This is a genomic window from Nocardia sp. NPDC056000, from assembly GCF_042269265.1.
Lineage (GTDB): Bacteria > Actinomycetota > Actinomycetes > Mycobacteriales > Mycobacteriaceae > Nocardia.
In genome coordinates this window covers 485,646-510,149 of the sequence record NZ_JBHJXS010000001.1, presented here as the reverse complement: position 1 = coordinate 510,149, position 24,504 = coordinate 485,646, and the positions used below count along the sequence as shown (strand labels likewise).

Sequence of the window (24,504 nt, the reverse complement as noted above, 5' to 3'; positions counted from 1 at the left end):
TCCGTCCGGTCAGTGGGACTCTCATGACAGCGGCTGGACACCGCGCTGGGCCAGCAGCAGCGTCATGATGCCCGCCTCCTGCGACTGTTCGGTGATCATGGCGCGGGCCGATTCCTTCACCGGCCCGGAGCCGATGAGCTTATCGGCGTCCTTGGCCATGCTGACGCCGCCGGTGTGGTGACGCAGCATCAGTTGCAGGAAAAGCGATTCCGCGTCCGAACCCTTGGCTGCGGAGAGGGCATCGAGCTCCCGCATGGTCGCCATACCGGGCATGGTGGTCGCGGCACTGCTCGCCATGGCCGCGTGATCGTGTCCGGCGGGCATATCCATAGCGCTCATCCAGGACATCGGATGCGGATTGGTCGGTGAGGCATTTGCCAGGCGCAACCAGCCGAGCAGGGTGCCGATCTCCACGCGCTGGGTATCGGAGATCTGCTGTGCCAGTTGCCGAATGGACGGATCGACGCCGGTGTCCAATCGTTGCACCATGACCAGCGCCTGCTGATGATGCGCCAGCATGTCCTGGGTGAAGCCGATCTCGGTCGGATTCAGCACCGCCGGGGCCGACTCGTTATCGGGAATCACCAGCGGGCGCAGCAGCATTCCCGCGCCGCACAGCAGCACGGCCAGCACGGCCATGACGGCGACGCGTACCCGGCGATCGGTCATCATGAACCTACGATCGAATGCTGATCGGCGGGCGGGGTGTAGATATCGTCGGCGAGCTGCAACACCATGAAGCCGTTGTCATTGCAGGTGGTCCACAGTTGACTGCCGTGCCATTCCGGTGGGGCGAAACACCAGTCGGTGGACAGGTCGCCGAAGGCGACCATGCCGGTGCGTGACGAAAGCGCCTGTGCCGGATCGAATTTGCCTTCGAGAATGGCCCGGGCGGCAGACGGGAATTGCAGTCCGGGAACCCCGATGATCGACGCCAGCGCGTGCGGGGAATTCCACAGCTCCAGATTCCGGCCGGTGCGGGCGGGCGGGTTGTAGTAGGCAATCTCCTTGGCGTGGAACGGATCTCGCACGTCGAAGACACGGATACCGGATTCCTCCCAGCCGCAGGCCAGGGCGGTCGGATTATCGGGCCGGTCCGCGGCGCAATAGTGCGCGTCGTAGGAGAACACCGACCCGCCCATGGATGAGGCCATGGCCGAATCCTGGTTTTCCAGCAGGTTGATCTCCAGCTTGATTTTGGCGGCGACCTTCGGATTGGTGTCATCGGAGATATCGATGAGCTTCACTCCGCCCGCGCCGCCCTCATCGGCGGTGAACAGGTACGGTTTGCCGTCATAGGTGACCGGAATGCTGTGCTGGGTGGCGAAGCCGTCCGCCCAGAACACCCGGCCGATATGGTTGACCTGCGGATTCGGATCGCGCCTCTGTACCGCGCTGATATCGAGGGTGGTGAATCCGCCCAGCGCCGAGAGGTACATGCGATTGCCGTCCGGGCTGATGCCGAAGCCGTGCGCCTCGATACCGGTCAGGCCCTGCCAGATCACGTGCGGGTTGGCCGGATCGGTGAGATCGACGGCGCTCACGAAACCGGGGGCGATGCCCGAGGCCCAATAGGTGCGGCCGTCCGGGGAGAAGCCGCCCTCGTGGGTGGTGATCGGGATCGGCATGAGCAGATTCGTGCCCGCGCCCGGATTCAGCAGGCGCGGATGCGCGCAATCGGAGATGTCGTACACCGACAGATAGCCCGCACCGGTGCCGACCGGAACGCCGGTGCCCACCAATAGTTTTCGCTCGGTATTGACCTTGAGTGATTCCCAGGTGCCCGCCAGCATGGCGGGTTCGGTCAGGCTGGCGGTCACCACCGGATTCGCCGGATCCGAGACATCGAGCACCTGCACGCCCTGGGCGGGGCCGAGAATATTGCCCGGGAACATCGATCCGGTGTACGAGCAGTGTTCGAAGGTGGTCGAGGTGATGCCCGCGCCCTTGCCGACATATCCGCCGACGAACGAGATATTGCAGCGGTACCCCTGCGTGCTGCGCCCGCTATTGCGGTCCGCTGCGGGCACATCGCCCTGCATTCCGCTTTCCGGCAGCGAATCCGGCCCGCAGTCCGCGCGCGGCACCGAGGTGCGCCCGACATCGAGGAATTGCTGTACCGCATTGCCGATATCGTCCGTCAGATCCGCCGATGCCCCACTCATCGGCAGCATGGCCGCGCCCAATAGCGCCGCCGTGAAAAGCCCTGCGGGCCTTGACCGTCGCATTCCCGAGAACCGCCTCATCGCGGTGCCCCCATTCCCTCAAGAGCTGCCGTCGTGACGGCCCGCACACGGGGGTATGCAGTGTGGTCACGGTTACGTGTCGGAACCGTAACTCATAAACTGACTGCTCGGTAGGTCCGCGATGAACGAGTTCTCGAAACCGGGTTGTTCGAGCCGGATCGGGGTCCGGGATGAGGTCCGGGGCTACTTCTTGGCAGCGTACGGATCCACCGTGGCCGTCCTGGCATAGTCCGACCAGCTCAGAGTGCCCTCGGCGTGATCGGGGCAGGTGTTGAAACCAGCACGGAAACTCTTCGCGATGCGACCTGGCAACGGCATCGGAACCGCCCTCGGGTGGGGGTGAACCTGTCGCCAAATATCAATCAACTCGCGCAGCGTCAGCACCTGCGGGCCGCCGAAATCCGGGGCGAATCCCAGCGGTGATCCCACCGCCAACTCGGCCGCCCGGACCGCGACCTCGGCGGCGGCCACGGGCTGAAATCGGAAATCCAAGGGCAATGGCGTAATCGGCAGCCGACCGGTGATAAGCAATGCCGAGGCGATCAATTCATGAAACTGTGTGGCCCGCAGAATCGTATGCGGCACATCGCTTTCGGCAATCCGCTGTTCACACGCCAGCTTATTGCGGTAGTAGCGGAACGGAATTCGATCGATACCCACGATCGAGATGTAGACGAGATTCCCCACCCCCGTCTCCGCGGCGGCCCGAATCACCGTATCCGTCTGTGCCACATCGGTATTCCCGAACCTCCGGCTATTCGACGCGGCATGCGCGATCGCATCCACCCCCGCCGCCGCCTCGACCACCCCCGCCCCGGATTCGAGATCCCCCACATGCGTCCCCGCCCCCGCCCGCCGCGACAGCACGCGCACCTCGTGCCCGCCCTCCCGCAACCGCTCGACGACAACCCGCCCCAGCACCCCGGTCCCACCGGTCACAAGAAAAGTCCCCATGCCCAACACCTACTCCCCGCCCATCCCACCCGGCAATAACCCCGACCGGGTGACAACCGCCACGCCGATCCCGAGCCTTCGAACTGGCATGCTCGGCACCATGCCACGTCGTGTACTCGGAGATCCCTCGGTACCGCCCTGGCCCGGAAGCGCCGATGAGCAAGCGGCGCAGCGGGTTCGAGCCGAACAGGCCGCGGTGGTGCGCGAGCGCCGTGATCGGGCGCTCGCTATCGCCGATTTCGGCGCGGCCGAAGCCGCGGGCTTCGACCCGGGGTCGGTGCGGCGCCTCGCCGAGGTGAACGGCGAGTTCAACCGGGACCTAACCGATTTCGCGAAGCTGCTCAACGATGAATCGATGCCGCCCGGCTCGGCTCGCGAATGGACCCGGCAACTCGTCGCCGAGTGCATCGGTGCGCTCTGGCCCAGCGATGGTGAGCGCGAATGGCCACGTTCTCAACTGGGCCAGTACCCCGGCTACCTCGGGCCGCTCCGCGAAAATCCGGGCTTCCTGCACGCATTCGATGTGCAGGGCCCCCACCGCGGTCAATTCGGCTGTCAACGGTGCGGCGCGGAATGGCCTCCGGGGTGGCCCGGAACGGGGGCCGGCATGATCGGAATCACGTGCCCGGACTGCCTGGTCCCCGGCGGTCGAATGATCGCCGCCGCCACCGAGCACAGCATTATCGACCTGCACTGGCTCATCATGAAATACGCTCCCCGCCCGGTGTCGCCATGTCCGACCTGCGGCGCGGAACGTGTTGGCCCCCGCGCCCTCCAGAACCCATCCATCAGTCGAACCCTCTACTGGGTCTGCCCCAACGGCGACACCTATCGAAAAGACGCTCACTTCATGGCGGCCCTCGAATACGCGACGTTCGACTCCCCAGCCGCCCATTTCACCTACTGGCTCGCGGTGGACGCCCTGCGCGCCCGCACCGACGAAGTAACCGATCTGCCGATCGGTGCGGTCTACACCGCCCTCGACGGCAGCGGTGAGCGCTGGCAGTTCGGCGAATCCGGTTGGACCCGAATGCCTTCCGACGAGACCCGCCCGCTCTACGCACCGCTTCCGCCGCCACCGCTACCGAAGTAGTTGCATCGCAAGCGATTCAGCCGATGGTTTGGTGGTCGGGTTCGATGAGGGCGACGACTCGGTCTTGTTCGCGGGAGTACGGCTGGCCTATGTATTTGGTGGCGATGGCGTCTATGACTTTCCAGGCTTCGTCGCCTTCGAGCCATTCGGTTACGCGGCCGCGGATCATGATCGATTGGTAGGGGTTGTCGGGTGGGGTGAGGGAGAGGGCTACTCGGGGGTCGCGGTGGAGGTTGCGGGCTTTGCGGGAGGTGGGGCCGGTGAGGATGGCTATGTGGTCGTTGTGGGTGCCTACCCAGAGGGGGATGGAGTGGGGGGAGCCGTCGGGGAGGAGGGTGGCCAGGTGGGCTACCGGGGTGCTGTCGAGGGCGGCGCGGATTTCGGGGGTGATGGTCATGGCGATACCTCGTATCGGGGATGGGGTCAGTTCCTTTAGGAGACGCCATAACCGTAGTGCCTTAAGTTCCCTTAGGGAACCCCAATTGGTAGACTTCTTTCATGCAACGCACGAACTTCAGTGAGATGGCCTGCTCGATCGCGCGGACCCTGGATGTGATCGGTGAGCCGTGGTCGCCGTTGATCCTGCGGGATATCTGGGTGGGGTTCAGCCGGTTCGAGCAGATCCAGTCCGATCTCGGGATCTCTCGCAAGGTGCTGACCGAGCGGCTGAATCACCTGGTCGAATGCGGTGTGCTGGAGCGTCGCCCCTATGACAACCGGCCGCGCTACGAGTATGTGCTGACCGAGAAGGGGACCGAGTTGATCGATGTCCTCATGGTCATGGTCGGCTGGGGGGATAAGTGGCTGGCGGGCGAAGCGGGGCCGCCGGTGCTCTATCGCCATCACGCCTGCGGTGCGATCAGTTCGGTGGATCTCACCTGCGCGCACTGCGGCACACCCATGCACGCATCGGATGTCGACATACTCCCGGGTCCGGGGGCCGCGCCGGTGGCGGGCGAATAATGCTGTGGCACAGGGCGGTCGAGCCCGGAATAGTGGGTTGAGTTCTCACCCCCCGCCATTCCAACTCCCCGAGGAGCCTGTGTGTCTGTTGGTCGTGTGCGTTCTCTTGCCCCCAGCGAGCTGGTTTTCGCCATGGCGGGCGCCTATATCGGTTATCGCCTGCGGGTACGCGGTGAGCTCGATATCCCGGCGCTCTCGGTCGCGTTCGCGGGATTGCGGCGCAGATATCCGGTGCTGTCGGCGGTCCTGGAGCCCGAGGACCGGGGGTACGCGATTGTGGCCGGACCGGGGCCGCTACCGGGGATCGTGGTGAGCGCGGGGGATATCGACGCCCCGATTCCGGGGGTCTGCGGGGATCAAAGCCGCGCGCTGTCCGGTCTGCATGTGGCGCATGACGGCGATCGGGCGGCGGTCACGCTGTTCACCCATCACAGCGTTGCCGACGGGTATCACTCGCTCGAGTTGCTGGCCGATTTGTGGTCGCTGTACACGGCCGCCGTATCCGGGGAAGCGGTCGACCTCATCCCGCGGGACTATCCCGAATCGCTCGAACAGGTGCTCGCCGATCGGGGAATCGTCAAGGCGGACAACCCGATCGCGGAGGCACCGAGCGCGGCCACGGCAGCCGCCGAGCCGTCCGGGCCACCGGCTCGGGTATCGGATGCGATGCGGATGTACACGATCGCCGCCGCCCGTGTCCGCCTGGACGCGGAAACGACCTCCGGACTGCTGGCCCGCGCGCGCAAATACGAGACCACCCTCAACGGCGTTGTCTCCGCGGTGATTCTGCGCGTCGAAGCCGAAATGAACGGGGTGGCGGGGGAGCGCCTCGCTTACACGTACGCGGTGGATCTGCGCAATCGGATCGCACCGCCGGTGCCGAAACCGGCCGCCACCAATCCGCTGGGTTTCGCGAGTTTCGTCCCCGCCGGCGATCTCGGCGGTACCGCGTCGGTCGCTCGCGCCGTCACCGAGGAATTGCGAAAAGGCTTGGAGAACGGCGAGATTCACCAGGCGGGACTGCGATTCTTCGACACCATGACCACCGCGGTCGCGCAATTCGCCCTGGTGCCCGAATCCCAGCGACCGGTGATCGTGATCTCCAGCAACTGGGGCGTGGTGCCGACACCGCGGGTCCCCGGTCTCGAATTCGAGGACTTCAGCAGCGTGATGTTCGAGCCGCGCACCGACCCGGACGCCCCGGTCGCCCCGCCCGGCACCTACGTCCTGTCCACCTTCGGCGATCGCCTGTCCATCGAACTGCGATCTCCGTTCCCGCTCGAGGCGGCCCGACAGCGCATCGCCGCAATCGAATCCGGTTTGCGCGCCCTCGACGGCGCGTGAATCACGCTCCGGGAACCACGATTCCGGATTCGTAGGCGAGCACCACCAGCTGGGTGCGGTCGCGCGCATCGAGTTTGGTGAGCAGATGGCCGATATGGGTTTTGACGGTCGCGATGCTGACGTGCAGGGTGCTCGCGATCTCGGCGTTGGTGCGGCCGGACGCGACGTGGATGAGGACCTCGTACTCGCGGTCGGTGAGTCCGGTGCGGATATCCGGCCGCCGATCGGGAGTGGTTGGGCGGCGGGCGAATTCGTCGATCATGCGGCGGGTGATACTGGGCGTCAGCAGGGCATCACCCTTGGCCACCACGCGGATCGCGTGCAGCAGCTGTTCCGGCGGTGAATCTTTCAGCAGGAAGCCGCTGGCACCGCTGCGGAGTGCCTGGAAGACGTGTTCGTCCTGATCGAAGGTGGTCACGATGAGCACGCGCGGCTGCTGCGCGGTGTCGGCGGCGATATGCCGCATGGCTTCCAGGCCGTCCATGATCGGCATGCGGATATCCATCAGCACCACATCGGGGCGCAGGCGGCGGGTCAGCTGCACCGCTTCCACGCCATTGCCCGCCTCGCCGAGCACGGTGAGGTCCGGTGCGGAATCGACCAGGACGCGAAAGCCCGCGCGCACCAGGGCTTCGTCGTCGGCGATGAGTACCCGGATCGGGGCGGCGTCAGGCATGGGGGTCATTATCGACGGGGAAGATCGCGGTGATCGCGAAGCCGCCCTGCGGACGCGGACCGGAGTCGAAATCGCCGCCGAACAGGGAGACCCGTTCGCGCATGCCGATCAGGCCGAGACCGGAGCCGGTGGCCGCGTTCCCGGTGGGTGGTGCGGCGGGTCCGTCGTCGGTGACGGTGATGGTCAATTCGTTTGGCGTATGCCGGATTTCGAGTTCGACATGTGTGGTGCGCGAGTGTTTGACGATATTGGTGAGCGCTTCCTGAACGATGCGGTAGGCGGTCGTCTCCAGCAGTGCCGGATAGTCGCGGGGCTGCCCGATGACGCGGTAATCCACGATCGCGACACTCTGGCGCAGGTCGTCGACGAGGCCGTTGATCTGGGTGAGGCCCGGTTCGCCCGGCTCCTCCCGCTGCCCCGGTTCGCGTAATTGCGCCAGGACCTGCCGCAATTCGGTCAGTCCCGACCGGCTGGCGTCTTCGATCGCGCTGAGTGCGCGGCGCGCCTCATCCGGCTGTTCGTCGAGCAGCAGCCTGGCCACCCCGGCGCGCACGGCCACCATGCTCAGGGTGTGCGAGATGAGGTCATGCACATCGCGCGATACCCGCAACCGCTCCTCGGCGCGGATCCGCCGCTCCGAATCCACGGCCCGAAGTTGTTGCTGCACAGCGATATCGCGCCCGTACTCACGCCGGGTGCGCAATGCGTCACCGGCCAGCCACGCCGGAATCGCGATGAACAGCTGTACGAAGTCCTGATCCTGATCGGGATGCCAACTCAGGCCGAACTGCGCGGTGATCGCGATCGCGACGAGCCCGAGGCCGGTGACGAGCAGCGATTCGCGCCGCGACCGCCGATCGGCGAGCGTGAGCACCGCGACCGCGAAAGCCGGACCGGTATTGCTGACCCAGGGCGTGAACCGAATACCGGCCAGCGCGGCGGCGCACAGCACCACCGCAACCGCGATGGTGACCGCCACCGGCCAGCGCCGCCTGACGACGAGCGGAAGAACGGCGGCGAGACCGAACAGCGCGATCGCGGTCCGCGAGCCGATACCGTTCCCGGTGATCAGCGCCGGCACCGTGAACGCCGCGAAACAGGCTGCGGCAATGGCGAAATCGACCCAATCGGGGCCGGTGTGATCCGCCCGCCCGGCCGGGATGAGCCGCTGATGCCACGGGGCCGCCCGCACGGTCCGTTCCGGCGGCAATGAGGTGATCACCATGGCGTTGACGGTAATCCGCTGGTGGACGGCCATGCATCGGCCCCGCGATGTCATCCCCGAGGTGGAGATGCCACCGCGAATCAGCCGCGCGCCGGGCATCGATTCCAGGCTCGGGATGGACGACGAGACCCGGGTCGGGACGCGACAGTTACAGCCATGAACGCCTCCGACCCCGACCCCGCCCGCCGCGCCACGCACAGCGCGGCTGTCGGCCCCGCATCGCGCCAGCCGCGCTCACCGGCTTTCGACTTCGGATCGGAGGCCAGGCGATCCCAGGCTTCCGGCTTGGGTTCGGCCCCGCGATGCGCGGCCTCCGGCTTCGGTCCGGGGCTGCGCGAATCGTCGGCATACGGGTTTCGGTTCAGGTTCTCGCGGCCGGCGGTGTGCGTTGCCGGGATTTCCCTGGTGGCGGGGATCGTTTCCGGCGGTGCGATCTATCTCAGCCGATCGCCGCAGCGTGAGGTGCAAGTGGCGGGTACCGATGCCTTTTGGCCGCATGTGGTGCTGTATGTGCTGGCCGCTTCGGTGGCGGTGATGGTGTTGCGTCGCAGCGACACTCGGTCTCCGCGGCTGTTGCTTGCGCCGTTGGGTAGCAATGCGGCGCATCGGCTCGCGTGGACGGTGCGGTCGATCTTTCGTCGGGTGTCCGCGCTGCCGCGCCTGTTGCTGTCGGTGATACCGCTGGCGATGCTGGTGTACTTCCCCTATCGCTGCGGTATGCAGGTGCTGGGCGGTCTGGACCCTAACTTCGTCGTAAATGCCTGGGGTGGGCCCACGTACTTCGGGGCGATGGCATTCCACTACGTGGATGGAGCACTATTGGCCGCCGTCTCCGCGGGCCTGCTGAATCTGTTGCTACTGCCCGCGAGAACTGAACCGGCACAGCGTTAGTCGAGGAGTGCGCGGCAGCTGTTGGCGAGGCGGTCGCGCAGGACAGCGGCGCGGGTTGCGATGTCCGCTTGCCTGCGCACGTATTCTGCTCGGCCCGAGGGTGTTTCGATGCGGATGGGCTCGTAGTCGTAGGACGAGAGGTCGTAGGGGCTGGCCTTCATATCGAGTTCCCGGGCGGCGCAGGCCAATTCGAAGCAGTCGAACAGCAGGTCCGAGGCGATCAGCGGGGTGAGTTTGAAGCCCCACTTGTACAGATCCATGTTGGCGTGGAGGCAGCCGGGTTGTTCGCGATGTTCCTGATCCGCACGCGTCAGCGGCTCGATGTTCAGGGGGACCGCTTCGGGGGTGAAGAACCGGAAGGCGTCGAAGTGCGTGCAGCGCAACTGCATCGACTCGACCACCGCGTCCGTCCCGGCGGTGCCCAGTCGCAACGGCACCTGCTGATGGCGGACCTCATCGGTGCGATACACCATCGCCCATTCGTGCAGTCCGAAGCAGGACAGCTGAGCCGGGCGGGTGGCTGTCGCCGAGAGCAGCCGGGTGACGAATTCGACGGTGTCCCGGCGCTTTTCGAGGAACGCCGGGTCGGCGGTGTACGCGGCGATATCCGAATTCAGGTGATAGCCCCGGGTTTCGGCGTATTCGGCGGCATCCGCCAGCCCGATGCCGAAACCCGGGTGCCAGCGTCGCAATTGGGCGGGCTTATTGCCGTAGTAGGTGAACAGGAAGTCGATGACCGGATGTTTGGTCCCGGCCGCGCGCTGCGCCAGATACGGGCCGACCAGCCGTTCGACCCGTTCCCGGTGCGCGGCGGCTCGCGCCCGCCAATCGGCGGGCGCGAGCACCGGAATCTCCTGTCGCACAACCGGCATGGTTACTCCGCGATGCGGTGGGTGGCGTCGCGGACGGTGCCGACGAACTCCTCCACCAGATCCTCGAGCGCGACGATGCCGACGGTATTGCCGCGACTGTCCACCACCCGGCCCAGATGGGAATTGGTGCGGCGCAACCGAGCCAGGGCCTCGAAGAGGGTGGCGCCGGTGCTGACCGTGGGCAGCGGGCGGATATCGGTGCGCGGGATGGGTGTCGACGGACCGGCCTGATCATCGGCCACCAGATCCAGCACATCCTTGACATGCAGGTAGCCGACCAGCGAACCGTCACCGGCGCGCACCGGATAGCGCGAGAAACCGGTCTCGGTCACCGCGTTCTCGATATCGCCGAGCGTGGTGCCCTCTCCGCGCAGCGGGACCGACCGCGTCTTGTCCAGCGGCACCATGACATCGGCGACGATGCTGTCGCTGGAACCCAGCGCCTGGGTCAGGCGGCGGTGCTCCTCCTCGTCCAGCAGCCCCTCGGAATGCGATTCACCGAACATCTCGGCCAACTCCACCGAGGACACCGTCGAATCGAGTTCATCCTTGGGTTCGATGCGCAGCGCCCGCAGCGACAGATTCGCCGCCAGGTTGTAGACCGCGATCAGCGGCCGCGCCAGGCGCAACCACATCAGATGCACCGGAACCAGCAGCAGCGCGGAGCGTTCCGGTCCGGCCAGCGCGATATTCTTCGGAATCATCTCGCCGAGCAGGATGTGCAGCACCACCACGATCGCCAGCGCCACCGCGAACGAAATCGGGTGCAGCAGCGAATCGGGCATGCCGACCAGATCGAAAACACCCGAAAGCAGATGCGCCACAGCGGGTTCGCCGACGCGGCCGAGCAGGATGGAGCAGATGGTGATGCCCAGCTGCGCCGCCGCCAGCATCATCGACAGATTCTGCGCCGCCTCGATCACCGTATTGGCGCTGCGCTTACCCTGTGCGGCAAGCGCTTCCAGGCGATCGCGGCGCGCGGAGATCAGGGCGAATTCCGCGCCGACGAAGAACGCGTTACCCAGCAGCAGCCCCAGGGCCAGCAGTACCGCTGTCCAATCACCCATGGTGCAGCTCCCATTCCGCCAGGCCCTCGGCGTCGACGGGGCGCAGCAGCACCCGGTCGATGCGACGGCCGTCCATGCGCTCCACCTTGGCGATCCAGCCGCCGCTGGTGTGCGGATCCATGGCGTGGTTGTTGCCGGGTTCGGGCAGCAGCACTTCATCGCCGGTGACCGGGATGCGGCCCAGGCGGGTCAGCACCAGACCGCCGAGGGTTTCGTACTCGCCGTCGGGCGCGTCGTAACCCGTTGTGCGCGAGACCTCGTCGACGCGCAGCAGCCCGGAGCAGTCCCAGCCGGTGGAGGTGCGGCGCACATCGAGTTCCTCTTCATCGTGCTCATCGCGGACGTCGCCGAGGATTTCCTCGATCAGGTCCTCCATGGTGACGATGCCGGCGGTGCCGCCGTATTCGTCGACCACCAGCGCGACCTGCATACCGTCCGCGCGTACGCGTTCGAGCACTTCGTCACCGTCCAGGCTGGCGGGCACGATCGGCACGGGCTGGCAGATGTCCTTGAGCTTGATGATCCGGCGCTGCGATGCCGGATGCGTGAACGCCTGTTTGACGTGCACCACGCCGAGTGTGTTGTCCAGATCCCCGTCGATCACCGGGAAGCGGGAAAACCCGGTGCGACTGGCGCATTCGATGAGATCGGCGATGGTGCAGTTCTGATCGAGGGATTCGATCTTCACGCGCGGGGTCATGAGCTCCTCCGCGCTGCGCTCACCGAATTGCAGTGAGCGATCCACCACCTGCGCGGTGCGCTGATCGAGCGCGCCGTGCAATGCGGACGTGCGCACGAGGGAACCCAATTCCTGCGGTGAACGCGCCGAACGCAATTCCTCGGCCGGTTCGATGCCCAGGCGTCGCACGGCCCAGTTGGCCGCACCATTGAGGAAATTGATCAGCCAGCGAAATGCCATGGAGAACCACATCATCGGCCCCGCGGTCCAGCGTGCGGTGGCCAGCGGTGAGGCGATGGCGATGTTCTTCGGCACCAGCTCGCCGTAGATCATGGACAGCGAGGTGGCCAGAATCAGTGCCAGCGCCAGCGAAATGCCATGCGAGGTACCGGCATCCAGGCCGAAGGCGTCGAATATGGGTTCCAGCAGCCGCGCCAATACCGGTTCGGCGATATAACCGGTGATCAGAGTGGTGATGGTGATGCCCAGCTGCGCCCCGGAGAGTTGGAACGAGAGCGTGCGATGCGCCTGGCGCACCTGCCGGGCGCGGCGGTCGCCGTCGCGGGCGTGCGCCTCCACGGTGCTGCGTTCCAGGGCGGTGAGCGAGAATTCCGCGGCAACGAATAACGCTGTACCGGCGGTCAGTGCGATGAAACCGATCAGGCTGAGAACGGTGAGCAGGGCTGACACGGTCAGCACCACCCGGCCGTCTGTGTGGCTGAGGGAGCGATGGCGCCGGGTTTGTCACCCGGCTCGGTAGAGGAGCCCTCCTGAACGGCGCCCTCGGACGCGGGTGACAACTGGTTCCTTTCGCATGGGGTAGATCGTGACGGGTCGGCACGATCCGATGGTCGACATGTTACCGGCTGGCCCGCTCGCCTTCAGCATGACCTGGCCGGGCATGGGAAAACCCGGCGGGTTCCGTACGGTCCCCGCCGGGATGGGCTGCCCGATTCGAGCCGGTTTACCAGCCCGAAGGCAGCGGACGGCCCTCGGCGAAACCGGCGGCCGACTGCACACCGAGCACGGCCCGGTCATGGAACTCGGCGATCGAACGCGCGCCCGCGTACGTGCAGGAGCTGCGCACACCGGAGGTGATGTGATCGATCAGATCCTCCACACCCGGGCGTTCGGCGTCCAGGCGCATGCGCGAGGAAGAGATGCCCTCCTCGAACAGCGCCTTGCGGGCGCGATCGAAGGCCGAATCGGTGGCGGTACGCGCGGCGACCGCACGCTTGGAGGCCATACCGAAGCTCTCCTTGTAGCGGTTACCGTCGCGGTCGATGCGCATATCGCCGGGCGACTCGTAGGTGCCCGCGAACCAGGAACCGATCATGACATTGGCCGCACCGGCCGCCAGGGCCAAGGCCACATCGCGCGGATGCCGGACGCCGCCGTCGGCCCACACGTGCTTACCGAATTCGGCTGCGGCGGCGGCACATTCGGCGACCGCGGAGAACTGCGGGCGGCCGACGCCGGTCATCATGCGGGTGGTGCACATGGCGCCGGGGCCGACACCGACCTTGATGATGTCCGCGCCCGCCTCGATCAGATCGCGGGTGCCCGCGGCCGAGACCACATTGCCCGCGACCAGCGGCACACCCAGATCCAGGGCGGCCACCGAGCGCAGCGCCTCCAGCATCTTCTGCTGATGGCCGTGCGCGGTATCCATCACCAGCACATCGGCGCCCGCGTTGACGAGAGCCTTTGCCTTGGAAGGGATATCGCCGTTGATGCCGACCGCCGCCGCGATGCGCAGCTGACCGTTGGCGTCGACGGCGGGCTGGTAGATGCCCGCGCGGATGGTGCCGGTGCGGGTCATCACGCCCGCGAGGGTGCCGTCCGCGTTCACCAGGACGGCGAGCTTGGAGTGACCGGCCTCGAGCAGGTCGAACACCTCACGCGGGGAGGCATCGGCGGGAGCGCTGACGAAGTTGGTATCGGCGACGGTGCTCAATCGCGCGAAACGGTCGACATCGCTGCACGCGGCCTCGGTGACCACGCCGACCGGGCGGTTGTCCTGCACCAGCACCACCGCGCCGTGCGCGCGCTTGTGAATCAGCGCCAGCGCGTCGGAGACCGAATCCTCCGGATCCAGGGTGACCGGGGTGTCGGCGGTGAGCGAACGGCTCTTGACGAAGGCGATGGTGTCGGCCGCGGCCTGGATCGGAAGATCCTGCGGCAGCACCACGATGCCGCCCCGGCGAGCCACCGTCTCGGCCATGCGGCGGCCGGCGACGGCGGTCATATTCGCGACCACGAGGGGAATGGTGGTGCCGGTTCCGTCGCTCGACGACAGGTCGACATCGAATCGCGACGCCACATCCGTCCGATTCGGGACGAGGAAGACATCGTCATAGGTCAGGTCGTAGGGCGGAGTCTGCCCGGGGAGGAACTGCACGGTGTTTGCCGCCTCATGGTTTGACGTGGGGTTGTCGTGTTCCATGCTTCGATGTCAGGTATTGGCGCGCTACCTGGTGTCACGCATGCAGCAGGCCAGTGTACTCGAAACTCGGTTGTCGCCTCGCTCACATGTGATCCAGCTGCGCCGCCGACCTGACCTGATCGGCATCCCGGTAGGACGATCGAAACGGCTGCGGCTGGGTATCGCGACGATATGTTCGCTATCGGAGCCGCAGTCCTGTTCGCCATCGCACTACTACTGGAACTCGTCAATCGAGGCACCACATTCGGCGTGGAGCTACTCATCATCGGTGGGCTGCTTGCCCTTTCACTACACCTGGCGGGCTTCAGCTCCCGCATTCCGTCGGGCGGCCAGTGGCGCTCCCGGGGCGGCTGGGCCCGCCGCCGCTGAGCTTTCCCGGCGTCTCACGGGCAGAATGTGCGCATGAGCGCCGATACTCACCTCCGGCGACTGCGTTCGCGGTACGAGGGTCCGGTCTTCGGTCCGGTCGGATTCGCCGGTGCGATCGGGGTCGGGCTCTTCGTCGAAATGGTTGTGCTGCTGGGGCTTCCGTACGAGTTGATCTCGCTCTCGATCATTCCGGCCGTGCTGATGCTGTCGCCGTGGCTGCGCGTGCGGCAGATCGCGGTGGGCGTATTGGTCGGGTGGCTCACCGTGCCGCTCGGAATCGTGGTCGCGCCGATCCAGGCGATCGTCGGCCTGATCGGGGGAATCCGCCTCATCGGAAAGGTGGTGGCGCGGCGGTATGACGTCCCGGGTGGGGAACCGGAGGTGCCGCGGACCGACGCCTGGGTCGCGGGCGTGTTGTGGATGCCGCTCGCGCTCACGGTGTCGCTGCTGGCGACCTGGAAGATCTCCGATGGTCTGACCCCGGCGGTGCCGGGTCGCGGGGAATTGGCTGCCGATGGGAAGGCGTTCCTGATCGCGGGTGCGGGGGTCGCGCTCGCCGGGCTGTTCGCCGTCTTCGGCCGCAGGCCGCGGACTTTCGGCTCGGCTCACCGGTTGGTACGCGGGCGCATTCGTGATGGTGACCCGCTCGGGGCAGCGGACGACCTTTGCCATCGACTGGTAGCGGGGTCGGACTCTCGCCCCGAGGGACACCGGTGATATTTGCTGAATGGTTGCCTAGTCGGTGAATCGCGTACTGCGAGCCCGCAAATCGGCTGCGATTGCCGGTGTGTCGGGCCTGCGCTCGGTTCGTGTCCGGGGCGGCGGCCCGTGGCGGATCGGGTTCAGAGGGTGCCGTTCTCGATATCTCGCTTCAGGGCGGCCTGGTAGGCGCGGTGGGATGATGCGCCGTTATCGGCGGTGAATTGGATCAGGGTCGCATCGGCGAGGAAGGTGATGTGCTCGTTGACCGTGGTGCTGCCATCGCCGTTCGCGGTGAAGGTGATCAACTGGTGGGTGGTGATATTCGGGATATCCCAGCTGTCCGAGGTGTAGTAGTGCTCGGCGGGGTGCAGGCGCTGTTCGGCCTGGGTGTGGCCGGGGAAGGTGACCGGGCCCATCGGAATGTCTTCCAGGGCGGTGAAATCCACCACCTGGACGCCGGAATCGTCGCAGGTGCGGTGGGTGATCACATCCTTCAGGAAGGGGTGGCGGCCGATATCGTTGTGCAGGTTGGAGTAGACCGACCAGACCCGCTCGAGCGGGGCGTTGATGGTGATCGGCAGATCGACCACCACCGCGGCGCGGGACTCGGCCGGATTGTGCTGTCCCGCTTCGTACATCGACCAACTGGCCTGCCACTCCGCCGTGTACCCATTGGGTGTCTCGGTACAGGTGGGAGGGGTAACCGCTTGCGCCACAGGCATTCCCGTCGCCGCGCAGGCGACGGCAAGGGCGCATCCGAACATGAACTTCACGGGGCGGACTCTACCTCGGCGAAGTCCGGGCGGCGCGGTCAGCGGCCGCCGCGTGACTTCGGCTTATGCTTCTTGGTGTGCTTGCGCCCGCCGGTGCGCGGATCGATGCGATGGCGGGGGCGTTCCGGTGCCGGATCCGGTGGTGCCGCAGCGGCTTTGGCGGCCGCCGCGACCGTGGCCGGATCGGGGATGGGGCGGCCGGAGGCGCGGCGCGCCCCGGTGATCTCGGCCAGGCGGCGATCACCGGGCCGCACTTCCAGATCGGTGACGGAAACCCCTGCGCGGCGGGCCAATTCGGCGGCTTCCTGACGATCGTCCGGGGTGACGACGGTGACCACGGTGCCCGATGCCCCCGCGCGGGCGGTGCGGCCGGTGCGGTGCAGATAGTCCTTCGGATCGGCCGGGGGATCGACGTGCACGACCAGCGAGACATCGTCGACATGGATTCCGCGCGCGGCGATATCGGTGGCGACCAGCACCGGCCAGCTGCCGTCCGCGAACGCGGCGAGGGTTCGGGTGCGCTGATTCTGGCCCTGACCGCCGTGTAGCGCGGCGGCGGCGATACCGACCTCGCGCAGTTTGCCTGCCAGTTTGTCCGCACCGTGCTGGGTGCGCACGAACAGCAGGGTGCGGCCCTTGCGGCCCGCGATTTCGGTGACCACCGGGCGCTTTTCGATACGGCGCACATGCAGGGCGTAGTGCGCGATATCGGGAAGGTCCGAATCCGATTCCTCGGCAACGGCATTGGCTGCCGGAGCGCTCGCATTGGGCTGTGCGGCGACCGTATGGGTGACGGGGGAGTGCAGGTATCGCTGCACCAGTTCGCCGATGGCCTCGTCCAGGGTCGCCGAGAACAGCAGCTTCTGTGATTCGGCGGGAACACGATTCAGCACGGCCGTCAGCTGCGGCAGGAAGCCGAGGTCGGCCATATGGTCGGCCTCGTCGACGGTGAGCACCTGCACGTCCGACAGATCCACGGCCTTGCGGCCGATCAAATCGGTCAATCGCCCGGGTGTGGCGATGAGCAGATCGACGCCGCGACCCAGCTTCTCGTCCTGTGCCTTGATCGCCAGTCCGCCCACGGCGATGGCGAGCCGCAGGCCCATGGACAGTGACGGCTCATCGAGCGCGGTCTCGATCTGGATCGCCAGTTCGCGCGTGGGCACCAGGATCAATCCGCGCGGACGGCGCGGCGCGGTCGAGGCACCGGACAGTCGCACCAGCATCGGCAGCCCGAACGCCAGGGTCTTGCCGGAACCTGTTGCGGCCCGGCCCAATACATCGTGACCAGCCAAAATGTCCGGAATCACGGCGGCCTGAATGGGGAACGGCGTATCGATCCCATTGCGCCGCAATGCCTGTACCAGCATGGGCGGCAGGCCCAGATCGGCGAACCGGCGCGCGCCCGCCGCGGAAGAGGCGAAACGGGGTGCGGCCGCGGGAGCCGCGGTGTCCGTCTGGGGAGTCGTGCTCCGCGGCTCAGGCACGGCTGAGCAATCGGCTCAGTTCCTGCAACCACGGAATCGCGACCGCGAGGGTCGGGACCACGAGGATGGCGGCGGCCGCGAGATACGCCGCGCTCGCGATGCGGATATCACCGATCGGCCCGGCCAGGCGCTGGATACGAATCAGGGTGGTGGGCCCGCCGACCGCCATAGCGCCCTGCGGTGCGGGCGAATTCGAACAGGCGACCAGGGCGCGCGCCAGCGGCGTCGGCCCGGTGACCTTGACCGCGGAATCATCGGCCAGCAATTCGATCAGCAGTTTCACCGAATCGAGTGCGGATTTGGAGCGCACCACCCGGGGGAACGCCTCGTGTGCGGCGGTGAACGCCTCCAGCACCAGGTCGTGGCGGGCGCGCAGATGCGAGCGCTCATGGCTGACGATTGCGGTCAACTCCTCTTGGGAAAGATTGGTCACGGTGCCCTGGCTGAGCACGACGCGGCGGCGCAGCCCGGGCAGGCAGTAGGCAATGGGTTCGGTGGCGGCGAGCACCCGGATATCCGCGGATTTCCGTGCCACGCCGCCCTGATCGAGCAGATCGACCAGCATGCGGTGTTTGGCGCGTCGCCGGCGCGTGTGCACGCCGACGCGGATGACCGAGAAGATCAGCCGCGCCCCGATGAGCAGGGTGAGCGCGAAGACCGTCACCAGGGCGAGCCACAGTGGCAGGCCCAGGGCGGCGATCTCCTTGCTCGGGGTGGTGGTGGGCCGTCCGTCACCGCCGGGCACCAGCAGTCTGCTGGCGATGGCGAGCCCGGAACCGAAGGCGGACAGGACGGCGGCGAGAGCGATGGCCTGCCAGAGCACCAGCGCCGCACGGGGACTCCGATACGGCCAGGTGGCTCGGCTGAGCAGCGCCGGGATCGGTCCCGCCAACAAGAGGGCGAGACCGGCGAAAACCGGCGCTGTCAGATCCATTCCTCAGCTCACTGCGTTGTGGGGGCCTGGGCCGAGGTCGGGGCTACTTGGAGTCTTTCGGCTCCTTGCGTGCCGCCTCGGTGGCTTCGAGCTTAGCGAGTGCGTCTCGCAAAGCGGCAGCCTCATCGGCTCCTACCTGTTCCACGAAGTGCACGAGTGCGGCTCGGCGCGAGCCTACTTCGTCGGCCTGCTGCAATGCGTCCACCATGAGACTGGCGACGAGTTCATCGCGAGTGTGCACGGGGGCGTACCGATGCGCGCGGTCATCGCGCTGCTGTAGTACGAGGTTCTTCTTCGCGAGACGCTGCAGAACGGTCATCACCGTGGTGTACGCGAGCTCGCGGCGTTCGGCGAGGGCCTCGTGCACCTGCCGCACCGTTTGGGGTTCATCGGCCGACCACAACTGGTCCATGACCGCTTTCTCGAGTTCACCAAGACCTGCCATCCCATAAGTTTACGGAGGCAACGACACAAATGCGTACTACAAGTCGTCGTAACCGGTCGGTAGCTGTGTGGGATTGGTCATAGCTCGCTGGTCGGCGCGGGATCCTGCCCGTCGGCGCCATGTACGTGCCGGGTGCCGATCGGCACGATCATCGGGCGTCCGGAGACCGGATCCTCCAGAACTTCGGCGTGCAGGCCGAAAACCTCGAGCAGCAGCTCGGAATTGACGATATCGGCCGGGCGGCCCTGCGCCACGATCCTTCCCGCGCACATGACGATGAGCTCATCGCTGTAGCGGATGGCCAGGTTCAGATCGTGCAGCACCATGACCACGGTGCGGCCGAAATCGGCGTGCAGGCGATCCACCAGATCGAGCACCTCGAGGGAGTGCGCGAGATCGAGGTAGGTGGTCGGCTCGTCCAGCAGCAGGATGTCGGTGCCCTGCGCCAGCGCCATGGAGATCCAGGCGCGCTGGCGTTGACCGCCGGAGAGTTCGTCGAGGGTGCGGTCGGCGAGATCGGCGATACCGGTCTGCGCGAGCGCGGTCGCGACCTCGGTCTCGTCATCGGCGGACCACTGCCGCAACCAGGATTGATGCGGATGACGGCCGCGCGCGACGAGATCGGCGACGGTCAGGCCCTCGGGAGCGACGGGTGTCTGCGGCAGCATGCCGACCATGCGGGCGATATCGCGGGTCTTCATGGACGATATCGCCTTGCCGTCCAAGACGATTCGGCCATCGCGCGGTTTGAGCAATCGGCCCAGTGAGCGCAGCAGGGTGGACTTGCCGCAACCGTTCGGGCCGATGACCGTGGTGATCACACCCGGTGCGATATCGAGTGACAGGCCGTCGACGATCACGCGGTCGCCGTATCCGAGAGTGATGTTCTCGGCGGCGAGAGTCACTGTGGCAGTGGAGGAATCCGCAACCGCGCCGACGGGGGTCACCGCATCGGGGGATGTGGTCACCGCTTCGCTTCGAATCGTCACAGGGTCGCCTTCCGATTGGCGCGTACGAGCAAGTACAGCATGAACGGTCCGCCGACCGCGGCGGTCACAACCCCGACCGGCAAATCGACGGGAAGTACGGTGCGGGACACCAGATCCGCCCCGACCACGGCGATCGCGCCGATCAGCGTCGAGGCGACGATGGGTTCCCCGGGGGTGCGCAGCAGCCTGCGCGCGATCTGCGGTGCGGCCAGGCCGACGAAGCCGACGGGTCCGGCCGCTGCGGTCGCCAGCGCGGCCGCCGTGACGCCCGCACCGAGCAGCAGCGCCTGCTGGGTCTGAATGCGAACGCCCAGAACGCGAGTGGTGTCGGTGCCGAACCGCAGGGCGGCCAGGGTGCGGCTGGACGCGGCGGCGATGAGCAGGGTGATGCCCAAACCAATTCCGGCGGGTACCAGGGTGGACCAGTCCGACCGATCCAATGATCCGGTGAGCCACAGCTGCGCGTGCGCGGCATCGGTGAGAGTCGCGCGGGTGAGCAGCCAGCTGACGACCGACAGCAGTGCGGCATTCACGCCGATACCGATGAGCACCAGGCGAAATCCCATGACACCGTGATCGCCGGTGCTGGTGCGGCCCCACGCGAGCAGATAGATGGCGACCGCGGTCAGCAGACCACCCGTCAGTGCAGCGAGCGGAATGCCCAGTGTCGCCGCGATTCCGGTGGTCGCGCCACCGGTTCCGGCCAGAATCAGCACCGCACCGCAGCTCGCGCCCGAGGTGATGCCGAGGATATCCGGGCTCGCGAGGGGATTGTGCAGGATGGATTGGGCGATCGCGCCCGCCAACCCGAGTGCGGCACCGACGATCACGGCGGTCAGCGCGCGCGGCAGACGTGAGTCGAAGATCACGAACCGCTGTGCGCGAGATCCGCCGCCGCCCAGCACATCCAGTACCCGCTCGAGCGGAATATGGAATTCGCCGGTGCTGATATCGAGCGCGAAAAGGGTGAACAGAATCGCGATGAGCACGGCGACGGTGAGCAGTGCCCGCGCCCGCAGTACCGCCGAATATCCGGCGATGCGTACCGCCGGTCGCGTCCGGCCCAGCAGCCGCGCGGATTCGGGTTCGATCCGCGCCGCCGCTTTCGGCTGTCCGGCAGTGGCTTTCACCGTGATGACACGACCGAGTGTCGTTTCCGCCCGTTCGGCACGGGGTTTCACCGCGATGGCGTGATCGGCCGTCGTGTCCGTTTGTCCGGGAGTGGATTCGGTGGATGTGCCGTCGATATGGGTGGGATCGCTCACAGGCTCACCAGCTTTCGGCGGCGGACCAACAGGATGAAGAACGGCGCGCCGATCACGGTGAGGGTGATGCCGGCCTGGAGTTCACCGGGGCGGGCGATCACGCGGCCCACGGTATCGGCGATCAGCAGGGTGATGGCTCCCAGCAGTGCCGAATAGGGCACCAGCCAGCGGTAATCGGGGCCGGTGACCGAGCGCGCGAGATGCGGCACGATCAGGCCGAGGAAGGCGATCGGGCCGACGGCGGCGGTGGCCGCGCCCGCGAGCAGCACCACCGCGGCCAGGCCCAATGCCCGATTGCGGGCGAGGTTCACGCCGAGACCGCGCGCCACGTCATCGCCGAGACCGAGCAGGTTCAGCCCGGGTGAGGCGGCCAGCGCCAGGCCAGCGCCCACGATGAGGAACGGCAGCACCTGCTGGAATACCGCCGCGTCGTGCCCCGCGACATCGCCGACGACCCAGTACCTATAGGTATTGAGCGCGTTCTCGTCCAGCAGCACAACGATATTGGTCATGGCCTGCAGGAACGCGGTCACGGCGGCACCGGCCAGCACCAGGCTCAGCGGGCTGGCCTTACCGCCGCCGATCGAGGACACCCCGAATACGATGATGCCCGCGATCAGCGCACCCGCCAGCGCGAACCAGATGTACTGCGTGGTCGCGGTGAGCGCGAACAGATGAATGCTCAGCGCCGCCAGGAACGCCGCGCCCGCATTGATTCCGAGCAGTCCCGCATCAGCGAGCGGGTTTCGGGTATAGCCCTGGATGAGTGCACCCGCCATGCCCAATGCCAGCCCGGTCACGAGGGCGAGTCCGGTACGGGAGAGCCGCAATTCGCGCACGATCTGCGCGGCGGTTCCGTCGGCGGGGCAGGAAAGTGGTAACCCGCCCGGACAGGTGAGTGCGTCGAATACCGCACTGAGAGGTAGGGAACGTGAGCCGAGCGCGATGCTGGCGAGCACCGCGCAGACCAGCAGCACGGCCAGGAGAAGGAGTCCGGACAGACGTCGCCGTCTGATGGTGACTACGGCGGGCACGGTGACGAACTACTCCTGACACATTGATTGCTCTCGTTAGCTTGGTAAGCCTAACCTATCTTCAATTCTCGTTGCGTACACAGTGGCCGGAAGTCCGATGAAAGAGGAGGTTCGATGTTCGAGCCCGTAACCGTGTGCCCGCCTCGCGATTCCCGGATCGCCTTCGGGAGGGCCTGCGCCCGGCTGCGCGGCCTGCAACCCGAACATCCGCGGGTGTATGCCGTCGCCGCCATGTCCGAACAGGGCAAACGGAGATGGTGGCGGTTGGCGGACGGAATACGCGAAGGCCGGATCGAGATGATGTACCGCCGCCACGCCGCCGAGATGAGCAATCCCGAGATCGCCGCGGAGGTGGTGGCCACCGCGCTCATCCACGCGGTCATCGGCCGGGTCATGGCCATGCTGGTGTCCGAGGGCCGGGCCTGGGATCCGGGCCTGGAGAATCTGTGGATCCATACCGACAATGACGGCGGCATCGATTGGGCGGGGCTGGCGGACACCACGATTCGCGTGGTCGACGGTGACCGGCTGACCGGTGAGCCGGGTGTGGTGGCGCTGCCGTGCGAACCCGCGCTGTACGTCTGGCTGGCGCACCGGTGCGAACCGGCGCTGCGGCTGATCCAGGAAGCCATGCTGCGTTGCGCCGGATTGGGTGTGCGGCGATTCTGGTCGCTGGTGGCGGAGTCGATCGTCGGTGCGGCGACCTATGTTCCGGCGCTGGCCAATACCTCGTCGACGGTGGGCGCGCAGCGCGGGCAGGACATGCTGGCGGCGCTGGAGGATCGCGGTCTGCCGGTGCGCCGGGGTTACGTCGTCCGATAGGTCGCTTGTGATACCGGGCAGCTGCTTCGAGCGGGCTGCCCGGTGAGTTCGGCGACGGGAAACCGATCACGGTGAGCGCAAGTGGTTCACCGCGCGGTGCGGGCGGTTAGCTTCGAAAGGGAGCACTGTCCGGGCCCGCCTCGCGAAGGATCTGTGATGACCGATCGATTGCCGCTCATCGACATCTCCCGTTTCCGCGGGCCTGAGCGGGACGCGTTTCTCGACGAGTTGCGTTATGCCGCACACGAAGTCGGATTCTTCTACGTTGTCGGGCACGGGGTGCCGGAGACATTGACCGAGGGCATTTTCGAGGTGGCGCGGCGTTTCTTCGCGCTACCGCTGGAACAGCGGCTCGAGATCGAGAATATTCATTCACCGCAGTTCCGGGGCTACACCTCGACCGGGCACGAATACACCGCGGGCGCGCCGGATCGGCGGGAGCAGATCGATATCGGGCCCGAGCGGGCAGCGTTGTCCGGGGCGGCCGGGGATCCGATCTGGCAGCGTTTGATCGGACCCAATCAGTGGCCGCCCGCACTGCCGGAATTGCGCGCGGTCACCCTGGCCTGGCAGGCCGAGGCATTGCGGGTGAGCCGGGAAGTGTTGCGCGCCTTGGCCGCCGCGCTCGGACAGGACGAGGGCTACTTCGACGCCTGGTTCGATGCGGAGGCCACCACGCACGTGAAGATCATTCACTACCCGGGCCGCGACACCACCGGCGACGATCAGGGAGTCGGCGCGCACAAGGACTACGGCTATCTGGCGCTCCTGCAACAGGACGAGGTCGGCGGTCTCCAGGTGCGCGGCCCGGACGGCTGGATCGATGTGACACCGGTGCCGGGCAGCTTCGTCTTCAATATCGGTGAGATGCTGGAGATCGCGACGCAGGGGTATTTGATCGCCACCGATCATCGGGTGGTGAGCCCGCCCGCCGGGGTCGACCGGTATTCGGTGCCGTTCTTTCTGGGTCCGCGCTTGGACGCCGTGGTCGAACCCCTTGAATTGCCCGCCGAATTGGCCGCGCGGGCACGCGGGGTGAGCGCCGATGCCGCCAATCCGCTGCTGGCGCACTACGGTGAGAACGCGCTCATCGGCTGGCTCCGTTCACATCCGGCGGTCGCCGAGAAGTGGTGGCCCGATGCTGCAGCCGGGGCCCGGAAAAGTGGTGTGGGACTTACCGATCGACCTGCCACGCCCGCGTGATCACGACCATCCCGAATATCTCCGA

Annotated in this window: 26 protein-coding genes; 9 read left to right on the top strand and 17 right to left on the bottom strand. The window is 66.7% G+C overall.

The features are described 5' to 3' along the window. Window positions 1-21: 21 nt before the first annotated feature. The 3 genes from ACFC4D_RS02390 to ACFC4D_RS02380 form a co-directional block, all read right to left on the bottom strand. Window positions 22-672 (bottom strand): DUF305 domain-containing protein, encoded by a 651-nt coding sequence (locus ACFC4D_RS02390; protein ID WP_376061329.1) that lies wholly within the window; start codon window positions 670-672, stop codon window positions 22-24. After that, window positions 669-2,228 carry an LVIVD repeat-containing protein gene (locus ACFC4D_RS02385; protein WP_376061328.1) on the bottom strand — a complete coding sequence of 520 codons (1,560 nt, stop codon included), beginning with the start codon at window positions 2,226-2,228 and terminating at the stop codon, window positions 669-671. Before ACFC4D_RS02385 ends, ACFC4D_RS02390 begins: the two co-directional genes overlap by 4 nt. A gap of 201 nt (window positions 2,229-2,429) precedes the next feature. Beyond that, window positions 2,430-3,200: an SDR family oxidoreductase gene (locus tag ACFC4D_RS02380; protein WP_376061326.1), complete on the bottom strand. Its 771-nt coding sequence runs from the start codon at window positions 3,198-3,200 to the stop codon at window positions 2,430-2,432. On the opposite strand from ACFC4D_RS02380, the gene ACFC4D_RS02375 reads away from it, so the two are divergent. Then, window positions 3,199-4,293, top strand: a complete 1,095-nt coding sequence (locus tag ACFC4D_RS02375) for a hypothetical protein (protein WP_376061324.1) — start codon at window positions 3,199-3,201, stop codon at window positions 4,291-4,293. The genes ACFC4D_RS02380 and ACFC4D_RS02375 overlap by 2 nt on opposite strands. A gap of 16 nt (window positions 4,294-4,309) precedes the next feature. On the opposite strand, the gene ACFC4D_RS02370 is transcribed toward ACFC4D_RS02375, so the two are convergent. Further along, window positions 4,310-4,690, bottom strand: a complete 381-nt coding sequence (locus ACFC4D_RS02370) for a PPOX class F420-dependent oxidoreductase (RefSeq protein ID WP_376061322.1) — start codon at window positions 4,688-4,690, stop codon at window positions 4,310-4,312. A gap of 101 nt (window positions 4,691-4,791) precedes the next feature. Between ACFC4D_RS02370 and ACFC4D_RS02365 the strand changes: the two genes are divergently transcribed. Both ACFC4D_RS02365 and ACFC4D_RS02360 read left to right on the top strand, forming a co-directional pair. Next, window positions 4,792-5,256 carry a winged helix-turn-helix transcriptional regulator gene (locus tag ACFC4D_RS02365; RefSeq protein ID WP_375967714.1) on the top strand — a complete coding sequence of 155 codons (465 nt, stop codon included), beginning with the start codon at window positions 4,792-4,794 and terminating at the stop codon, window positions 5,254-5,256. An 81-nt stretch (window positions 5,257-5,337) separates the two neighbouring features. Next, entirely contained in the window at window positions 5,338-6,600 is a 1,263-nt protein-coding gene (locus ACFC4D_RS02360; RefSeq protein ID WP_376061320.1) for a hypothetical protein, read from the top strand. Between the two features lies 1 nt (window position 6,601). Here the strand turns inward: ACFC4D_RS02360 and ACFC4D_RS02355 are convergent, their stop codons facing one another. Both ACFC4D_RS02355 and ACFC4D_RS02350 read right to left on the bottom strand, forming a co-directional pair. Next, a complete protein-coding gene (locus tag ACFC4D_RS02355; RefSeq protein WP_376061319.1) occupies window positions 6,602-7,276 on the bottom strand; it encodes a response regulator in 675 nt (224 codons plus the stop codon). Continuing rightward, a complete protein-coding gene (locus ACFC4D_RS02350) occupies window positions 7,269-8,501 on the bottom strand; it encodes a sensor histidine kinase (protein WP_376061317.1) in 1,233 nt (410 codons plus the stop codon). The genes ACFC4D_RS02355 and ACFC4D_RS02350 overlap by 8 nt, the downstream gene beginning before the upstream one ends. On the opposite strand from ACFC4D_RS02350, the gene ACFC4D_RS02345 reads away from it, so the two are divergent. Beyond that, the gene (locus tag ACFC4D_RS02345; protein ID WP_376061316.1) at window positions 8,500-8,661 is read left to right on the top strand and encodes a hypothetical protein; all 162 of its coding nucleotides are present in this window, start codon (window positions 8,500-8,502) and stop codon (window positions 8,659-8,661) included. The genes ACFC4D_RS02350 and ACFC4D_RS02345 overlap by 2 nt on opposite strands. A 125-nt stretch (window positions 8,662-8,786) precedes the next feature. Continuing rightward, on the top strand, window positions 8,787-9,392 hold the full coding sequence (locus tag ACFC4D_RS02340) for a hypothetical protein (RefSeq protein WP_376061314.1): 606 nt from the start codon (window positions 8,787-8,789) through the stop codon (window positions 9,390-9,392). Here the strand turns inward: ACFC4D_RS02340 and ACFC4D_RS02335 are convergent. The 4 genes from ACFC4D_RS02335 to ACFC4D_RS02320 all read right to left on the bottom strand — a co-directional run bounded on the left by ACFC4D_RS02335 (window position 9,389) and on the right by ACFC4D_RS02320 (window position 14,411). Next, window positions 9,389-10,264 carry a 3-methyladenine DNA glycosylase gene (locus tag ACFC4D_RS02335; protein ID WP_376061313.1) on the bottom strand — a complete coding sequence of 292 codons (876 nt, stop codon included), beginning with the start codon at window positions 10,262-10,264 and terminating at the stop codon, window positions 9,389-9,391. The two genes, ACFC4D_RS02340 and ACFC4D_RS02335, sit on opposite strands and share 4 nt — an antisense overlap. Before the next feature lie 2 nt (window positions 10,265-10,266). Continuing rightward, the gene (locus ACFC4D_RS02330; RefSeq protein WP_375967705.1) at window positions 10,267-11,331 is read right to left on the bottom strand and encodes a hemolysin family protein; all 1,065 of its coding nucleotides are present in this window, start codon (window positions 11,329-11,331) and stop codon (window positions 10,267-10,269) included. Next, on the bottom strand, window positions 11,324-12,700 hold the full coding sequence (locus ACFC4D_RS02325; RefSeq protein WP_376061311.1) for a hemolysin family protein: 1,377 nt from the start codon (window positions 12,698-12,700) through the stop codon (window positions 11,324-11,326). Before ACFC4D_RS02325 ends, ACFC4D_RS02330 begins: the two co-directional genes overlap by 8 nt. Before the next feature lie 274 nt (window positions 12,701-12,974). After that, complete coding sequence (locus ACFC4D_RS02320) at window positions 12,975-14,411, bottom strand: GuaB1 family IMP dehydrogenase-related protein (RefSeq protein WP_375967793.1); 1,437 nt, start codon at window positions 14,409-14,411, stop codon at window positions 12,975-12,977. Between the two features lie 216 nt (window positions 14,412-14,627). On the opposite strand from ACFC4D_RS02320, the gene ACFC4D_RS02315 reads away from it, so the two are divergent. After that, the gene (locus ACFC4D_RS02315; RefSeq protein ID WP_364633729.1) at window positions 14,628-14,825 is read left to right on the top strand and encodes a hypothetical protein; all 198 of its coding nucleotides are present in this window, start codon (window positions 14,628-14,630) and stop codon (window positions 14,823-14,825) included. A gap of 33 nt (window positions 14,826-14,858) precedes the next feature. Continuing rightward, the gene (locus tag ACFC4D_RS02310) at window positions 14,859-15,542 is read left to right on the top strand and encodes a hypothetical protein (RefSeq protein ID WP_376061310.1); all 684 of its coding nucleotides are present in this window, start codon (window positions 14,859-14,861) and stop codon (window positions 15,540-15,542) included. 125 nt (window positions 15,543-15,667) lie between these two features. Here ACFC4D_RS02310 and ACFC4D_RS02305 read toward each other — a convergent pair whose 3' ends face one another. The 7 genes from ACFC4D_RS02305 to ACFC4D_RS02275 form a co-directional block, all read right to left on the bottom strand. Further along, entirely contained in the window at window positions 15,668-16,291 is a 624-nt protein-coding gene (locus tag ACFC4D_RS02305) for a hypothetical protein (RefSeq protein ID WP_376061887.1), read from the bottom strand. Between the two features lie 47 nt (window positions 16,292-16,338). Next, window positions 16,339-17,670 (bottom strand): DEAD/DEAH box helicase, encoded by a 1,332-nt coding sequence (locus ACFC4D_RS02300; RefSeq protein WP_376061886.1) that lies wholly within the window; start codon window positions 17,668-17,670, stop codon window positions 16,339-16,341. 109 nt (window positions 17,671-17,779) lie between these two features. Next, window positions 17,780-18,721 (bottom strand): M48 family metalloprotease, encoded by a 942-nt coding sequence (locus tag ACFC4D_RS02295; protein WP_364633733.1) that lies wholly within the window; start codon window positions 18,719-18,721, stop codon window positions 17,780-17,782. Window positions 18,722-18,764: 43 nt separating this feature from the next. After that, on the bottom strand, window positions 18,765-19,166 hold the full coding sequence (locus tag ACFC4D_RS02290) for a BlaI/MecI/CopY family transcriptional regulator (RefSeq protein ID WP_067562558.1): 402 nt from the start codon (window positions 19,164-19,166) through the stop codon (window positions 18,765-18,767). 77 nt (window positions 19,167-19,243) lie between these two features. Continuing rightward, a complete protein-coding gene (locus ACFC4D_RS02285; RefSeq protein ID WP_376061885.1) occupies window positions 19,244-20,113 on the bottom strand; it encodes an ABC transporter ATP-binding protein in 870 nt (289 codons plus the stop codon). 38 nt (window positions 20,114-20,151) lie between these two features. Continuing rightward, window positions 20,152-21,246 carry a FecCD family ABC transporter permease gene (locus ACFC4D_RS02280; RefSeq protein WP_376061884.1) on the bottom strand — a complete coding sequence of 365 codons (1,095 nt, stop codon included), beginning with the start codon at window positions 21,244-21,246 and terminating at the stop codon, window positions 20,152-20,154. A 170-nt stretch (window positions 21,247-21,416) separates the two neighbouring features. Beyond that, window positions 21,417-22,454 carry a FecCD family ABC transporter permease gene (locus ACFC4D_RS02275; protein WP_376061308.1) on the bottom strand — a complete coding sequence of 346 codons (1,038 nt, stop codon included), beginning with the start codon at window positions 22,452-22,454 and terminating at the stop codon, window positions 21,417-21,419. A 114-nt stretch (window positions 22,455-22,568) separates the two neighbouring features. Here ACFC4D_RS02275 and ACFC4D_RS02270 point away from each other — a divergent pair, with 114 nt between their 5' ends. Next, complete coding sequence (locus ACFC4D_RS02270; protein ID WP_375967699.1) at window positions 22,569-23,276, top strand: hypothetical protein; 708 nt, start codon at window positions 22,569-22,571, stop codon at window positions 23,274-23,276. A 156-nt stretch (window positions 23,277-23,432) separates the two neighbouring features. Next, window positions 23,433-24,479 carry an isopenicillin N synthase family dioxygenase gene (locus tag ACFC4D_RS02265; protein WP_376061307.1) on the top strand — a complete coding sequence of 349 codons (1,047 nt, stop codon included), beginning with the start codon at window positions 23,433-23,435 and terminating at the stop codon, window positions 24,477-24,479. The last annotated feature ends 25 nt before the right edge of the window (window positions 24,480-24,504 follow it).

Coding starts and splice junctions, on each gene's coding strand:
- ACFC4D_RS02390 (WP_376061329.1), bottom strand. CDS start 672: ATGATGACCGATCGCCGGGTACGCGTCGCCGTCATGGCCGTGCTGGCC.
- ACFC4D_RS02385 (WP_376061328.1), bottom strand. CDS start 2,228: ATGCGACGGTCAAGGCCCGCAGGGCTTTTCACGGCGGCGCTATTGGGC.
- ACFC4D_RS02375 (WP_376061324.1), top strand. CDS start 3,199: ATGCCCAACACCTACTCCCCGCCCATCCCACCCGGCAATAACCCCGAC.
- ACFC4D_RS02380 (WP_376061326.1), bottom strand. CDS start 3,200: ATGGGGACTTTTCTTGTGACCGGTGGGACCGGGGTGCTGGGGCGGGTT.
- ACFC4D_RS02370 (WP_376061322.1), bottom strand. CDS start 4,690: ATGACCATCACCCCCGAAATCCGCGCCGCCCTCGACAGCACCCCGGTA.
- ACFC4D_RS02365 (WP_375967714.1), top strand. CDS start 4,792: ATGCAACGCACGAACTTCAGTGAGATGGCCTGCTCGATCGCGCGGACC.
- ACFC4D_RS02355 (WP_376061319.1), bottom strand. CDS start 7,276: ATGCCTGACGCCGCCCCGATCCGGGTACTCATCGCCGACGACGAAGCC.
- ACFC4D_RS02345 (WP_376061316.1), top strand. CDS start 8,500: ATGGCGTTGACGGTAATCCGCTGGTGGACGGCCATGCATCGGCCCCGC.
- ACFC4D_RS02350 (WP_376061317.1), bottom strand. CDS start 8,501: ATGGTGATCACCTCATTGCCGCCGGAACGGACCGTGCGGGCGGCCCCG.
- ACFC4D_RS02335 (WP_376061313.1), bottom strand. CDS start 10,264: ATGCCGGTTGTGCGACAGGAGATTCCGGTGCTCGCGCCCGCCGATTGG.
- ACFC4D_RS02330 (WP_375967705.1), bottom strand. CDS start 11,331: ATGGGTGATTGGACAGCGGTACTGCTGGCCCTGGGGCTGCTGCTGGGT.
- ACFC4D_RS02315 (WP_364633729.1), top strand. CDS start 14,628: ATGTTCGCTATCGGAGCCGCAGTCCTGTTCGCCATCGCACTACTACTG.
- ACFC4D_RS02310 (WP_376061310.1), top strand. CDS start 14,859: ATGAGCGCCGATACTCACCTCCGGCGACTGCGTTCGCGGTACGAGGGT.
- ACFC4D_RS02305 (WP_376061887.1), bottom strand. CDS start 16,291: ATGTTCGGATGCGCCCTTGCCGTCGCCTGCGCGGCGACGGGAATGCCT.
- ACFC4D_RS02300 (WP_376061886.1), bottom strand. CDS start 17,670: ATGCTGGTACAGGCATTGCGGCGCAATGGGATCGATACGCCGTTCCCC.
- ACFC4D_RS02295 (WP_364633733.1), bottom strand. CDS start 18,721: ATGGATCTGACAGCGCCGGTTTTCGCCGGTCTCGCCCTCTTGTTGGCG.
- ACFC4D_RS02290 (WP_067562558.1), bottom strand. CDS start 19,166: ATGGCAGGTCTTGGTGAACTCGAGAAAGCGGTCATGGACCAGTTGTGG.
- ACFC4D_RS02270 (WP_375967699.1), top strand. CDS start 22,569: ATGTTCGAGCCCGTAACCGTGTGCCCGCCTCGCGATTCCCGGATCGCC.
- ACFC4D_RS02265 (WP_376061307.1), top strand. CDS start 23,433: ATGACCGATCGATTGCCGCTCATCGACATCTCCCGTTTCCGCGGGCCT.